This is a genomic window from Myxococcus xanthus, assembly GCF_013116825.1.
GTDB lineage: Bacteria > Myxococcota > Myxococcia > Myxococcales > Myxococcaceae > Myxococcus > Myxococcus xanthus_B.
In genome coordinates, this window is record NZ_JABFNS010000012.1 from 58,149 (window position 1) to 71,865 (window position 13,717).

A 13,717-nucleotide genomic window follows, 5' to 3' on the forward strand; every position below is an offset into this window, starting at 1 on the left:
CCTTCCCGGAGCCTCAGGCCTTCGCCTTGTCGCCGCGTTCGCCACCGCCGACCTTGATGCGCTTGGGCTGCTCCTCGGACTTCTTGGGGATGCGCACGTTGAGGACGCCGCTCTTGAAGTCTGCCTGGACGTCGTCGGTATTCACGCCTCGGGGGAGCGTGAAGGTGCGGCTGAACGAGCCATAGTTGCGCTCGTAGGCGTAGTAGCGGTCGCTTTCGTCGCGGCGCTCTTCTTCCCGCTTGCCGCTGATGGTGAGCCGGTTCTCCGCGAGGGTGATTTCCAGGTCCTTCTCCTCCACGCCGGGGACATCGGCCTTGAAGATGAAGGCATCCTGGGTCTCCTTCACCTCGAAGTCGGGCACGAAGCCGCCTTCCCGTGTGCCCTGGGGGCCGAGCATCCGGCCGAGGTCGAATCCCAAGAGCTCCTGCATGCGCTCGAAGGGGTCCCAGCCGCGTGGGGCTCCCAGCATGCCTCCGCCTCTGCGGGCAGGTAGGTCCGCCATGATTCCGTCTCCTTTCAGCCCTGCTCCGTTCGTCGAGGCAGGGGTTCAGGGACTCACGGTAGGGAGACGGTGGCCGAAGGGGAGGCACCGGGGAGCCTGCCGGTGCCTCGTCTCGCGCCTGGGATGGGCGCCCGGCGCCCCGCGTCAGTTCCCTTCGGCGTACTGGCGGCGGTGGTCGCGAATCTCCGTCAGCCGGAAGGCGCCGGGCGACGGCGCCACGGCCTCGGGCGCATCCGCTGGCAACCTCATCAGGCGCTCGTATTCCTCGATGGAGACGCGCTCGCGCCGGGCGAGCACCGCCTCCAGGTCCGCCTTCGCCATCCGCTCGGCGGCCTTCTCGCCCACCGTGCCGGAATAGAATTCGGCCGCGCAGCCGCTGCCATAGGACAGCAGGCCCATGCGCTGTCCCGCCAGCGCGCCGGCCTCGTGGTGCAGCAGGCCCGCCAGCGCCAGGTAGAGGGACGCGGTGTACACGTTGCCGATGCGCGCGTTGAGCCCCAGTGAAGTCGCCACCTGGGCGTCATAGCTGGCGGCCGACTTCGCCTGCGCCTCCCGCGACTCCGGCGTCGAAGCCGCCGCGCCCGCCGCATCCTCCAGGTCGCACAGGCGCAGCTGGGTGTGCGCCTTCCGGGCCATCTTGCAGAAGGGCACGTGGTAGGCGATGCGTGCCAGCTGTTCGCCGGGCAGCGCGTCCGACCAGCGGACCAGGCCCGCCGCCAGGGCCTTCTCGCGCCAGCCCCGGTAGGCGCCGGACAGGGCCTCCAGGTAGCAGGTGATGGAGTAGTGCCCGTCCACCAGCGCCTCCCGCCGGCCCACGGGCCGCCAGAAGTCATACACGTCCATGGTGCACACGCCGTTGAGGCCCACGTCCATGGCGAGCAGGTCGGGTTGCTCGGAGACCAGCAGCGCGACCGCGCCGCCGCCCTGGGTGGGCTCGCCCGCGGTGTGCAGCCCGTAGCGCGCGATGTCCGAGCACACCACCACGGCCACCTTGCCCGCGCCCGCGCCGGACGCAATCCACTCCACCGCCGCCATCAACCCGGCGGTGCCGCCGTAGCACGCGTGCTGCGTGTCATAGGTCCGCATGGTGCGTGGCAGCTTCAGCAGGCCCTGCACGTGCGAGGCGACGGGCTTCGAGTGGTCGATGCCCGTCTCCGTGCCCACCACCAGCATGCCGATGCGGGACGGGTCCACGTCCTGCTGACGGATGAGGCGGGCCGCCGCGGTGGCGGCCAGGGCCACGGTGTCCTCGCCGGGGTCGGTGACGGCCATCTCCCTGGCGCCCAGGCCCGCCGTGTACTTGGCCGGGTCCACGCCCCGTGCCCGGGCCAGGTCTTCGATGTCCACGTACCGGGACGGCACCGCGACCGCCAACGCTTCGATTCCCACGCGCTTCTTCATCGGACTCCTCGATTCCTTGTCGTGCTCTGGATTCCAGCCGCCGCTTCGCTCACGCCTCGGGGGGCACCAGCACCAGCCGGCCCGCCACCTCGCGGTTCTCCAGCCGGAAGTGGGCCTTCGCGGCCTCGGCCAGGGGCACCGCGTCCGTCACGAACTGCCGCACGCCGCCGGTGGCCGTCAGGCGCAGGGCCTCGTCCAGCTCCGCCTGCGTGGTGGCGTAGGCCCCCAGGATCTCCAGCTCCTTGACGATGACGAGCCCCGGGTTGAGCTGCACCATCCCCGACTCCAGGTTGCCCACCACCACCACGCGGCCTCCGGGCGCCATGGACTTCAGCGTCTGGTCGAACGTGGCGCTGCCGACGATTTCGACGGCCACGTCCACGCCCGCGCCCTGGGTGCGCTTGCGGACGTCCGACGCGAAGTCCAGCCCGCGCGACACGATGACCTCGTCCGCGCCCGCCTCCTTCAGCGCCTGCACCTTCGCCTCGCTGGACGTCACCGCGATGACGCGCGCGCCGTCCAGCCGCGCGAGCTGCACGGAGGACAGGCCCACGCCGCCACTGGCGCCGGTGATGAGCACCGTCTCGCCCGCGCGCACCTTGCCGCGCGTGCGCACCGTGTGGACGGCCGTGCCGGTGGTGCAGCACACGGTGGCCGCCTCGTTCCAGGGCAGCGACGCGGGCACCCGGCCCAGTCCGCCGACGGGGGCCACCATGAACTGGGCGTAGCCACCGGCCAGCTCCTCGCCGAAGAAGCGGTTGTCCGTCTTGCAGAGGCTGTTCCGGCCGCTGCGGCACAGGGCACAGTCGCCACACGACATGCGCTGGAGCGTCGCGGCGCGGTCTCCCGTCTTCCAGCCCGGCGTGTCCGGGCCGACTTCAATGACTTCACCCGCGGCCTCGTGGCCAAGAATCGCGGGCACGCTGGTGCGGGGCAGGTTGCCTCGGCGGTTGATGACGTCGTGGTAGCAGACGCCACAGGCATGCACGCGCAGGAGGACCTCGCCTCGCCCGGGACGGGGCATGGGCACGGTCTCCATCTTCAGGTTGCCCGCTTCACCAAAGCTGCGCAGTACGACGGCTTTCATCTGGGTGCCTCCGTGCATCTGAATTCGTGGAAGGGGAACGGCCCGGCTCAGGCGCCGACGAGCGCGTCGCGGTAGCCGCGCGGGTCGATGGCGCGAATGGCCGCCACCGTCCGGGCATCCGGAAGCGAGGTGACGGACAGCGCTTCGGAGACCTGGAAGGCGAAGCCCGTGCGCTCCGCGATGTGCGCTTCCGAGGCCCAGGGGTGTCGCGCGAGCAGCCGCGCGCCGGACGCGCCCAGTTCGAACACGCCCAGGTCGGAGATGAGCGTCACCGGCCGGCGCGGATCTCTCGTGGTGGCGACCTGCACCTCCGGCACCAGGTTGCGGCGCGACTGGCGCGGCACCAGGAGCACCGGCCGGCGCACCCACTGCCGCAGCGTCGCGGCGCCCGCCACGCCGGGGAACTTCGTCCGCGGCTTGTCCAGGCTGCCGCTGGCCGTCATGTTGGTGCGGCCCTCGGCATCCACCTCGGCCGCGCCGAAGAAGACGGTGTCCACCCGGCCGCGCCGCGCGTGGTCGAACAGGTCCGGAATGGTGATTTCCGCGGACCGGCCATCCAGGTAGCCCAGGTCCTCGGAGGAGGGCAGCAGCGTGGGAATGTCCGGGTCCAACGAGCCCACGCAGGCCAGGTACGTCAGGTCCGGCGCGTGCGTCGCGCGCGCCACGGCGATGGCCAGGATGGCCAGCGGTGACGCCACGCCCGTGGCCACCACGCCGCCGTCATCAATCTGCCGCGCCAGCAGGGAGACCACGGTCTCCGCTGGGGTGATGTCCAGCGTCGCGCTCATGCCGCCCTCCGCGTCAGCACCGTTTCCAGGAACTCCGCTTCACGGCCCGTCTCCGCCAGCGACAGGTAGCGGGCCAGCATCCCGTCGTCGTGCGGGTAGAGCCCGGCGCAGCCGGTGGGCAGGGCGCCGCCGGGCGCCAGGACGATGCGGTCCACCTGGAAGCCGGGCAGGGTGGCGCGGGGCAGCTTCGCCACCCGCTCCTCCACCGTGGCGATCACCCGCTTCGCCGCGCCCGCCACCAGCAGGTCCGTGGTCGGGTCTTCCATGTAGAGGTTGCCGCGCTCGTCCGCGGCGCGCGCGTGGAGCAGCGCCACGTCCGGATAGAAGGCAGGCTCCACCGCCACGCGCAGGCCGGTGAAGGGGTCCTCCACCGTGGGAGGCGGCTCCGTCCGCGCCAGCCCGGACACGTCCGCGTCCGGCGCGGGGATGAAGGGCAGCCCCATGGACGCGGCGCGCAGGCGCTGGACGACGCGGTAGCCGTCATGTTCGCGCCAGGCGAGGGTGCCTTGCTCCATGGCCCGCTTGAGGCAGGGCATGGGGCGCACGCGGCCCTGGAGGCTCAGCGCGCCGAAGGCGATCTCCAGCCTGCCCAGACAGCCGCCCGCCACCAGGAACTCCGCGGGCAGCGGGTTGGGGAGGGAGATGAGGCCCAGGTCGCGCTTGCCCTGCGCGATGAGCTCCATCACCAGCGCCATGGGGGCGCGACCCAGCATGAAGCCGCCGGTGGCCAGCGACGCGCCATCCGGAATGGAGGCCACCGCCTCCTCCAGCGAGCACCAGCGCGCCGTCTTCATGCGCCCTCCGGATCCGTGCCGGTGGCCGACACGCTCGGCACCATGCGCAACGGGGAGGGCCCTGCCTGTCCAGCGGTGTCCCCAGCGGCGGCGAAGGGCGGGAACAACATGCCCACCATGCCGTCGGCGATCTGCTCATCCGTGAGGCGCCCGTCCGGCTTGAACCACTTGTAGATCCACAGCACCATTCCCAGGAACGAGAAGGCGCCCACCGTCGGGTCCACGGGGCGGATGAGGCCCTGCTGCGATGCCTGCGAGAAGGCCTCCTCCAGGAAGTCCACGTACTTCTTCTTCCGGGCGTCGATGAAGGCGCGCGTCTCGCCGGTGAGCGTGGCGTGCTCGTGGAGGATGATGATGACCTCCTTGCTCCACCCCCGCGTCACCAGCAGGATGTTGTGGCGCATGCACGCGCGAAGCCGCTCCACCGGATTCGCGATGTCCTGCACCCGCGAGAGGACCTGCTCCTCGAACAGGTCCATCCCGTAGTTCATGATGGCGAAGAGCAGCTGCTCCTTGTTCTGGATGTGGTGGTAGAGGCCCGCCTTCGTCATCCGGCACGCGGCGGCGATCTCCTGCATCGACGTGCCCTCGTACCCCCGGTCACAGATGAGCCGCGCCGCCGTTTCAAGGATGGCTCGGTAGCGCTCGCCCTCGTCCGGCTTCCGTCCTCCGGTGTTCGTCACGTCTGCTCCCTTCTGGAGACCTACCGACCGGTAGGTAGCAGCGCCCGACGCGGAGTGTCAATCGCCAAAGTCGGCCCCCGGGCCGCCGAGCCTCCTAATTTCCCTGCTATTTCAAGGGGTTGGGGAGGGGCTGGCGGTTAGACTCCGCGGGCCATGCGGTACGCGCTCGTCCCCATCCTGTTGCTCTGTGTCGCCCTCACGACGGTGGGGGTGGGGGTGTTCACCCTGTTGGAGCGCAACCGGGAGGCGCAGTGGCACCAGTTCGCGGTGGAGCGCCAGGCCCAGTTGGATGAGGCCACGCGCGGGGTGGCGGAGACGCTGGATGACGTGGCGGAGGACCTGCGCTTCGCTGGGGAGCTGATGTCCCAGCCCGGCACGTTGGCGGAGCACCGGCGGGAGATGCGGGCCCTGTTGGAGGCGGTGGGCCAGTACAAGGTCCTCATCGCCTACGACGCCAGCGGCAAGGAATGGCTGCGCATGTTGGACCGGCGCATGGGCAAGCAGGTGGCGCGAGCGCCCGTGCTGGCGCAGATGGCGGAGGCGGCCCGGCGGGCCCTGCTGCGGCCGCCGGGGGACGTCACGTTGTCGCCTCCCATGGAGGAGGGCGGCTTGGACTCGCTGCGGGTCATGGCCACGGCGCTGCCCGTGGATGAGCAAGGCCGGCCCGAGGGCGCGGTGGCGGTGCTCGTCGACACGACATCGTTCTTCACACCGCTGCGCATCGTGACGTCGGACCCGGACGCGCGGCTGTTGCTCCTGGGCACCTATGGCCAGCCGACCTCCGCCAGCGACGCCACCCTGGCGGACTGGTTCCGGCGGCTGGAGGCGGAGGGCTCCTCATTGGTGCCGGGCTTCACGACGCTGGTGGCCCGCATGCGTGAGGGGGAGCGCGGCGCGTTGCCGCTGCGCGCGGAGGAGGCCGAGCGATTGGGCCTGGGCCGCTCGGAGGCCATCGCCGTGTTCACGCCCATCCGCGTCCGCGGTGGCAGCCATTGGGCCGCGGCCACGTTGGTGTCTACCGCGACGCTGCGAGCGCATCAGCAGGCCCTCATCTGGCGGCTCCTGGCCGCGGCGCTGCTCGTGGCGCTCTTCCTGGTGACGTTCGCCGTGTACGTGGTGCTGGCGCAGCGCCGCGCGGCCGCCTTGCGAGAGAGCCGCCAGCACGCGGACCAACTGGCGCACCTGCACGACAAGACGCAGAAGATTCTCGACCACATTCCTTCCGGGGTGCTGGCGCTCACCGTGGACGGGCGCATCAGCGCGGTGAACCAGGTGCTCCGCGAGCGCATGCCTCCGGACGCCATCGGCGCGCCGTTGGAGACGGCGTTCCCCCAGGCACCGGCACCCGTGGTGTCCCGGATTCGCGCCCTGGTGGAGGCCGCCGCGAGCGAGTCGCGCGCCCATGGCATCCTGGGTGAGACGCTGGTGCTCTTCGGTGAGGAGGGCCGCTTCAATCTCCACGCGGTGCCGCTGGAGGCGCGCCACCCGGAGGTCCAGACCTTGTTGGTGGTGGAGGACCTGAGCAACGTGCGCGCGCTGGAGACGCAGTTGCTGCGCGCGGAGAAGCTGGCCACGGTAGGCGTGCTCGCCGCCGGTATCGCGCATGAGATTGGTACGCCGCTGGGCGTGGTGCGTGGGCGCGCGGAGTACGTGCTGGGCAAGCTGGGCCGGGAGCACCCGCAGGGGCCTGGCATCGCCGTCATCATCGAGCAGATCGACCGGGTGAGCCGCACGCTGCGGCAGCTCCTGGACTTCTCGCGCCTCCAGCCCACGGCGGTGCGGCCGGTGCCGCTCATCTCCCTGCTCCGGGACGTCCAGGAGTTGCTGCGCATGGAGGTGGAGCGGCGCGGGGTTCGCTTCGAGGTGACCGTTCCGGAGACGCTGCCTCCCCTGGCCGCGGATCCGGACCAGCTCCAGCAGGTGCTGGTGAATCTGGCGCTCAACGCCTGCCACGCGTGTGGCGAGGGCGGGCAGGTGACGCTGTCCGCGGCGGTGCCAGAGGCGGAGCCGTGGGGGCTGGTGGCGCTCACCCTCCGCGACGACGGCTGCGGCATTCCGCGGGAGCACCTCAATCAGGTATTCGACCCCTTCTTCACCACCAAGAAGCGGGGACAGGGCACGGGACTGGGCCTGACGATGGTGGCTCACGTCGTGCGCAACCATGGTGGCCGGCTGGAGCTGGAGAGCGAGGAGGGGCGGGGCACCTGCGTCACGGTGCTCTGGCCCATCGCGAAGCCCAGCGCGGAGGAGCGGTATGTCGGTTGAAGGACGCATCCTGGTCGTTGATGACCACGTGGACATGGGCCTCATGCTGCGGGAGCCCCTCACGGACGCGGGCTACGTCGTGGACCTGGCCACGGGCGGCGAAGAGGCCATCCGGATGGCGCGCGCACAGGCCTACGACGCGGTGCTGTGTGATTTGCGCATGGAAGGGGTGGACGGCCTGGACGTTCTGGAGGCCGTGCGGGCGCTCGACTCGGACATCCCCGTGTTGATGATGACGGCCTTCGGCGGCGTGGAGAGCGCGGTGGAGGCGATGAAGCGCGGCGCGTACCACTACTTCACCAAGCCCTTCCGCTTGGATGAGGTGCTGCTCTTCCTCGAGCGTGCCTTGAAGGAGCGCAGGCTCCAGGCGGAGAACCGGGCCCTGCGGCGCGCCGCCGCCGAGCGCAGCGGGCTGGGGGCGCTGGTGGGCCGAAGCGCGGCGATGCGGAACCTCTACGAGCTCATCGACCGCGTGGCCTACGCCCAGGCGGCGGTGCTGCTGCGAGGCCCGAGCGGCACGGGCAAGGAGCTGGTGGCGCGCGCGCTGCACTTCCAGGGGCCTCGCGCCTCCGGGCCCTTCGTGGCGGTCAACTGCACGGCGCTGCCACATGACTTGCTGGAGAGCGAGCTGTTCGGTCACCTCAAGGGGGCCTTCACCGGCGCGACCCACGCCCGCCGCGGCCTCTTCGTGGAGGCGGATGGGGGCACGCTGTTCCTGGACGAGATTGGCGACATGCCGCTGGAGCTCCAGGCTCGCCTGCTGCGCGTCCTGGAGGACGGCGAGGTGCGCGCGGTGGGCGCCGACGGCAGCCGCACCGTGGACGTGCGCATCGTCGCCGCCACGCACCAGGACCTGGACGCCCGCGTGCGCGAGGGCCGCTTCCGCGCGGACCTGTTCTACCGGCTCAATGTCGTGACGCTGCTGTTGCCTCCGCTGGCGGAGCGGCGCGAGGACATCCCCTTGCTGGTGGAGCACTTCACGGCTCGCGCCCGCGCGCGCAACCCTCGCTCCCGCATGCAGTCCCTGGCTCCGGAGGCGGTGGCCGCGCTCGCGACCTTGCCTTGGCCGGGAAACGTGCGTGAGCTGGAGAACCTGATAGAGCGGCTGGCGGTGATGGTGGCGAGCGAAGTCGTGGGGCTGGAGGAGTTGCGCCCACACCTGCCACCCGAGGCGCCGGAGGTGCAGCCCTTGGTGATGGCGCAGCACGCGCTGTGGCCCCTGCGGCGGCTGGAGGCGGAGTACATCGCGTGGATGGTGACACGCTGCGGCGGGAACAAGACGCGCGCCGCGGAGGTGCTCGGCATCGATGTGTCCACCATCCACCGCCGCGAGCGGGAGCGCGGGTAGGGGCGCGCGAGACACCGTGGTAATCCGCCAGGGACGTCTGGCGTGATGCAACGGTTCGCCCGCACGTTGCCCGGACTCTCGGGGCGGGGACAGCGGGCATGGGCATTGCTTGATGTTGCAACGTGAAGTCCTCGTCCATCGCCCGTGCCCTCCTGCTCGGAGGGGATGCGTCGCTCAGCTCGCTCCTGATGGACGTGCTGGCCGAGCTGGGCATCGCGCTGGAGTCGGGCGCGCCGGCCGGTGGGTGTCCGGACCTCGTGCTCGTCCACGTCGAGCGCGGTGAGAGTCTCCAGCGTCGGCTTCAGCGCGCCCGGGAGCTTGCGCCCCAGGGGCCCATCATCGTGTTGCTGCCCTTCGCCGATGAGCGGCTGATGGGACTCGCCCTGCGGCTGGGCGCCCGCGACTGTTTCGCGCTGGGCGGGCCGCTCGGTGAGCTGCGCCGGGTGTTGCTGGCCCACGTTCCAGGTCATCCGAGTTCCGTATTCATCTCTCCCGGCGGGGCCGTGCCGCCGTCGACCGAGTCGCCCCATGATTGAGCCTCTCGCCGTGTCCGCGGTGCCCGCCACTCCCGCGTTTCCGGACCGCCCGCTGGTTGCGCCGCCCGCTCCTTCCGAAGTGCCGCTCTTCCAGGACGCCGGCCTGCGGGTGACGACCGAGCGGATCGTCGCCCGGGGCAGGATGCTGCTGCTCGCGGACGTCCAGCGGGTGGAGACGGTGCGGCGCACGCCTCGCATGGTCCCCGTGCTGGCCACGCTGGGCCTGTGCATGAGCGTGGGGCTGCCGGCCCTGTCCGCGCTGTCCGTCTCCAGCAGCACGGCGAAGGGCGTCTACGAGGCGGCGCTGATCGCCGTCGTCATGATCATCTTCGGGTGCATCGCGCGGCTCGTCCTCGCCGAGGAGTCGTACCGGCTGGTGCTGCATACCCGCGCCGGCTCCTGGCGCGTGCGCGCGAGCAAGGACCCGAAGTCCCTCAAGCTGCTCGCCGGGCTCATCCAGGACGCCGTCGCGGCGCGGGGCCGGCACTGAGCGCAGCGGGAGCAGGGCGGGCCGACGCCAGGACGTGGTCGCGCGGTGGCGATACTGCGCGAGCCGCCCATCGCTGCGGGAGCGACGCGAGACTTCAGCTGGGCATGGCGCGGAGGCGGGGGCCGCCAGCGCCAGGTCGCGCTGAGAAGGCAGCCCTGGCCCAGTGACGCCGGCGTAGGTGTCTCGTGCTACGGCACGACATCCCCGCGCAGGCGTTCGGCTTCCAGCGCATCGTGGATGGGACGGCCCCATTGCTCCGCCAGGGCCCGCCCATGCGATGAGACGCGGCGCGCCTTCTCCTCCGTGTCGTCCTCGAAGGGCAGCACGGGGTTCTTCGCGTTCCGCTCCAGGACGTCGCGCAAGCGCGGGGTGTCCTCGTCCGTCAGCTCGAGAGCGAACAGCTCCGTGAGCACCCGCAGTCCTTCCGGCTGGAGCTGCCGGTAGTCCATCAGCCGCGCCTGGGCTGTCCGCGCGCGATAGCCTTGGAGGCCCGCTTCGCAAATGGCCGCGAGGACGCGCGCGCCGTACTCGTCCAGGGGCATGCCTGCGATTTGCCCGGGCTCCAGGCCCAGGTGCGCGGGGTTCAGCAGTCCCGGCAACATGTGCGCGCCCCGGTGATTCTGATGCGACGCCATGACCTCGACCGGATCCCGGTAGAGGAACATCCACGGCACACCGGGGAAGGCGCGCTGGAGCAGCGGGAGCTCCAGGACGTGCCACGCGTCCAGCTTGAGGAACACCGCGTGCTCCTCCGGATGCCGCTGCTGTCCGAGGGCTCCCACCACCGCGCGCAGCCATTCGATGCGCTGCGTGTCCGTGACGCCTGGCACGTACTGGTGCGCGCGCAGCACCGTGTCCACGGGTCCGGCTTCGGACAGCACGACGTGGCGCGGCAGCGCGGCCAGCAGCTGCGCCACCAGCGTGGAGCCGCAACGGGACATGTGGAAGACGAGCCCGCGCACTGGCAGGCCGGGCTTCGCGGCATGTCGTGCGACCAGCGCGTCCATGGACGTCTGATGCCGGAAGAGCAGGGCGAATGGGTGGCGGAGCCTGCGCTCCAGCGTCTCGTTGAAGAATGGCTCCGTGAATCGCTGGCCTCCCAGGTGGCACCAGTCCACCCGCGGTTGTCCGCCGTCCAGGTGGATGCGCGCGGGCATCCAGCCTTCGAGGTCTGGTGTCATATCCATCGCTGCCGCCAGTCCCGGCGGGCCGCGCGCAGGGCTTCGTGGATGTCCTCGGCGCTGAAGTGACAGTCGTGCGCGGCGCCCAGTTGGATGGCGCGTGCCACGAAGGCCGGGGTGTCCGGAGTCTCGCGCAGTGCATCCTGGAGCGTGGCGTCCTCCAGGACGCGGAGACGGAATCGTTCAAACGCCTCAGCGCTCATTCACGGCCCTCATGAAGACGTCTCGCATCCAGTCATTCACGTCGCAGTCCAGCACCAGGTGGACGCGGTCGGTGTCGCTGGGGTTGTCCACCCGGTGGGGACGGTTGAAGTCCAGGTACCAGCACTCACCGGGCTGGAGGATGACTCGCTCGCCGCCAAGGAAGAAGGCCACGTCGGGGTGCGTGGTGATGGGGACGTGGAGACGCACCTCGCCGTCCGCGTAACCCAGGTTGTAATCGGTGTGCTCGCGGATGCGCGCGCCCGCCGCGAGCTTCAGCAGACGCGCGGCGCCGATGGGACACTGGAACGTGGCCAGCACGGCGCGGAGCGCGGGGCAGCGCGCCAGCAGGGGCGTGTCGGCGTAGCGCTCGCGCCCTGTCGGATCCGGATAGATGCGGCCTTCCATGCCGCCAATGGAGCGCAGGGGCACGCCGCTCCACTCGCCTTCGTATTCGCGCTTGTTGAAGTGGGGAACCCACGCCTCGGCGGGCAACGCCGCGAGCTCCTGCTGGAGCGGCGCGACGTCGAAGTGGAAGGGCAGGCGGAGGCGGTCGGGAACGGGCGTCGACATGCGGTGCTCCTCGTCGCGGTGAACGGTTCCAGCGTGGCTCATGCCAGCCGCAGTGGCCGGTGTCCCGTCTTGGCCCGGATGAGCGCTGCCTGGGCTCGGGCCAGCGTTCCCTGGGGGTCTTCCTCGCCCTCGACGGTGACGGTGGTGGACACCACATCGGGTGCGCCAGGGGTGTCGCGCAGCTTCTGGCGCAGTGCTTCGGCCCGCGCCGCGTCCACGCCAGGAAGGGCCAGGAGGAACGCCCCGCCTTCCCAGCGCACCGCGAAGCCTCCAGGGACTCCCAGGGCTTCGATGGTGCGGGCTCCATCTCGCAGCGTGGCGTCCCCCGCGTCGAAACCTCGCGTCGCGTTGATGCGCCCCAGTCCCACAAGGTCCGCGAGCAGCACGCTGAAGGGCATGCCATCCCTGCGGCAGCGGCCAATCTCGCGCAGCACCCGTTCCTCGCCCGCGCGCCGCGACACCAGTCCCGTCAGCGCGTCCACCCGGTGCTGCCGCTCCCGCTCCTCACGGGCTGGCCGGATGTGTCCGATGTCAGCGAGCGTCAGCATCTGCGCCATGCCGCCAGGGATGGGGAAGGGCCGCGCCACCCAGCGCAGCCGGTGCGGCTGGGGCCGCTCCAGGACCAGCGTCAGGCGGAGGCCTCGCGACGATTCGGAGGCCAGGTCGAGCTGCCGCAGCGTGCTCGCCGGGTCCGCGGTGAGTCCCGCGACGTGCTGGCAGAAGGCATCGAACGACATGGCCGGGAAGGGCTCCGGCGGCAGGCCCAGCAGGTCCGTCATCGCGGTGTTGCACGCGTGGGGTTTGCGTCCAGGCGCCACCAGCAGGGCTGCGACATCCAGGGCCTGCACCGCATCACGCAGGAGCCCCAGGGCCGACGCTTCGGTGAGCGCGGGCTCTGCCGGGGCCTTTCCGGTGGCCGGTTTCATCCGGGCCCGTTGTTCCAGGTCCTCCGCGACACGGTTCGCGAGCTCCCGCAGCGCGGCCAGGTCCTCGGCTCCCAGGACGAGCGGGCGCGTGTCGATGACGCACAGCGAGCCCAGGACTTCGCCCGTGGACGTCAGCAGCGGTGCGCCCGCGTAGCTGCCCACGATGCCATCGCGCACCAGCGGGTTGTCACGGAAGTAGGGATGGCGCCGGGCGTCCGGTACGACGAGCGGCTCGCGCCCCTGCACCACGTGGTGACAGAACGCCCAGTCGCGCGGCGTGCCCCGGTCCTTCGCGAGGGCGGGTGGCAGGCCGACGTGGGCCTTGAACCACTGGCGCTCGCCCAGCACCAGCGTCAGCAGCGCCACGGGAACACCGAAGGCCTGGGCGACCTCCTTCACGAGCTGCTGGAGCTCCGTCTCGGGCGGTCCGTTGTCGACCAGGTGCATGGCCGCGATGCTCGCCAGCCGTTGCCGCTCCTGCTCCGCGGCCCCCTCCGCCGGAGGCGGCTGTGGCGCGAGCTGCCCCGCGAGTACGCGACGCAGCGTGTCCCGCATCACCTCCGAGGAGGCCCGGCGACTGAGCAACGCATGGATGCCCAGCGCCTCCTTGAGCTGCCATGCGCGGACGCGCAGCTCGTCGAAGGCAGTGACCACCACGACCTGCGTTGCGGCGGAGTCCTCCTGTTCCCGGAGCCACGTCAGCAACGCGAAGCCGTCCAGCCGGGGCAGCGCCAGGTCCGTGACGAGCAGCAGGGGCGCACCGCGCTGGCGCACGACATCTTGGGCTTCCGCTCCATCCTTGGCGACGACGCCTTCCAGGCCTTCCTCCGTCATCAGGGACAAGAGGCCAGCGGCTCGCTGTGGATCGGGCTCGGCGATGAGGGCGTAGCGGCGCATGCGGGAGCGAGGATGCTGCCACGGCTGCTGCCTGGCTCAAGGCTT

14 protein-coding genes are annotated in these 13,717 nt (G+C 71.0%); 4 read left to right on the forward strand and 10 right to left on the reverse strand.

Annotation, left to right across the window (positions count from 1 at the left end; translation table 11 throughout):
• Window positions 1-13: 13 nt before the first annotated feature.
• The 6 genes from HNV26_RS05260 to HNV26_RS05285 all read right to left on the reverse strand — a co-directional run bounded on the left by HNV26_RS05260 (window position 14) and on the right by HNV26_RS05285 (window position 5,255).
• A complete protein-coding gene (locus HNV26_RS05260) occupies window positions 14-502 on the reverse strand; it encodes an Hsp20/alpha crystallin family protein (RefSeq protein ID WP_171440702.1) in 489 nt (162 codons plus the stop codon).
• Window positions 503-646: 144 nt separating this feature from the next.
• Entirely contained in the window at window positions 647-1,903 is a 1,257-nt protein-coding gene (locus HNV26_RS05265; RefSeq protein ID WP_171440703.1) for a hydroxymethylglutaryl-CoA synthase family protein, read from the reverse strand.
• Between the two features lie 49 nt (window positions 1,904-1,952).
• A complete protein-coding gene (locus HNV26_RS05270) occupies window positions 1,953-2,990 on the reverse strand; it encodes an alcohol dehydrogenase catalytic domain-containing protein (protein WP_140792741.1) in 1,038 nt (345 codons plus the stop codon).
• 47 nt (window positions 2,991-3,037) lie between these two features.
• A complete protein-coding gene (locus HNV26_RS05275) occupies window positions 3,038-3,778 on the reverse strand; it encodes a CoA-transferase subunit beta (protein WP_171440704.1) in 741 nt (246 codons plus the stop codon).
• Window positions 3,775-4,572 carry a CoA transferase subunit A gene (locus HNV26_RS05280; protein WP_171440705.1) on the reverse strand — a complete coding sequence of 266 codons (798 nt, stop codon included), beginning with the start codon at window positions 4,570-4,572 and terminating at the stop codon, window positions 3,775-3,777. Before HNV26_RS05280 ends, HNV26_RS05275 begins: the two co-directional genes overlap by 4 nt.
• Window positions 4,569-5,255 (reverse strand): TetR/AcrR family transcriptional regulator, encoded by a 687-nt coding sequence (locus HNV26_RS05285; protein WP_171440706.1) that lies wholly within the window; start codon window positions 5,253-5,255, stop codon window positions 4,569-4,571. Before HNV26_RS05285 ends, HNV26_RS05280 begins: the two co-directional genes overlap by 4 nt.
• Before the next feature lie 153 nt (window positions 5,256-5,408).
• On the opposite strand from HNV26_RS05285, the gene HNV26_RS05290 reads away from it, so the two are divergent.
• From HNV26_RS05290 to HNV26_RS05305, 4 genes are all read left to right on the forward strand, one after another.
• Window positions 5,409-7,520 carry a two-component system sensor histidine kinase NtrB gene (locus HNV26_RS05290; protein ID WP_171440707.1) on the forward strand — a complete coding sequence of 704 codons (2,112 nt, stop codon included), beginning with the start codon at window positions 5,409-5,411 and terminating at the stop codon, window positions 7,518-7,520.
• On the forward strand, window positions 7,510-8,868 hold the full coding sequence (locus tag HNV26_RS05295) for a sigma-54-dependent transcriptional regulator (RefSeq protein WP_171440708.1): 1,359 nt from the start codon (window positions 7,510-7,512) through the stop codon (window positions 8,866-8,868). Before HNV26_RS05290 ends, HNV26_RS05295 begins: the two co-directional genes overlap by 11 nt.
• Before the next feature lie 122 nt (window positions 8,869-8,990).
• A complete protein-coding gene (locus HNV26_RS05300) occupies window positions 8,991-9,404 on the forward strand; it encodes a DNA-binding transcriptional response regulator (RefSeq protein ID WP_171440709.1) in 414 nt (137 codons plus the stop codon).
• On the forward strand, window positions 9,397-9,894 hold the full coding sequence (locus HNV26_RS05305) for a DUF6232 family protein (protein WP_171440710.1): 498 nt from the start codon (window positions 9,397-9,399) through the stop codon (window positions 9,892-9,894). The genes HNV26_RS05300 and HNV26_RS05305 overlap by 8 nt, the downstream gene beginning before the upstream one ends.
• A gap of 188 nt (window positions 9,895-10,082) precedes the next feature.
• On the opposite strand, the gene HNV26_RS05310 is transcribed toward HNV26_RS05305, so the two are convergent.
• The 4 genes from HNV26_RS05310 to HNV26_RS05325 are packed head-to-tail and all read right to left on the reverse strand — an operon-like array spanning window position 10,083 to window position 13,672.
• Window positions 10,083-11,081 (reverse strand): sulfotransferase family protein, encoded by a 999-nt coding sequence (locus HNV26_RS05310; RefSeq protein WP_253816257.1) that lies wholly within the window; start codon window positions 11,079-11,081, stop codon window positions 10,083-10,085.
• Window positions 11,072-11,278 (reverse strand): Nif11 family protein, encoded by a 207-nt coding sequence (locus HNV26_RS05315; protein ID WP_171440711.1) that lies wholly within the window; start codon window positions 11,276-11,278, stop codon window positions 11,072-11,074. The genes HNV26_RS05310 and HNV26_RS05315 overlap by 10 nt, the downstream gene beginning before the upstream one ends.
• Window positions 11,268-11,849, reverse strand: a complete 582-nt coding sequence (locus tag HNV26_RS05320; protein WP_171440712.1) for an aspartyl/asparaginyl beta-hydroxylase domain-containing protein — start codon at window positions 11,847-11,849, stop codon at window positions 11,268-11,270. Before HNV26_RS05320 ends, HNV26_RS05315 begins: the two co-directional genes overlap by 11 nt.
• Window positions 11,850-11,887: 38 nt before the next feature.
• Window positions 11,888-13,672: a GGDEF domain-containing response regulator gene (locus HNV26_RS05325; protein ID WP_171440713.1), complete on the reverse strand. Its 1,785-nt coding sequence runs from the start codon at window positions 13,670-13,672 to the stop codon at window positions 11,888-11,890.
• Window positions 13,673-13,717 lie beyond the last annotated feature (45 nt).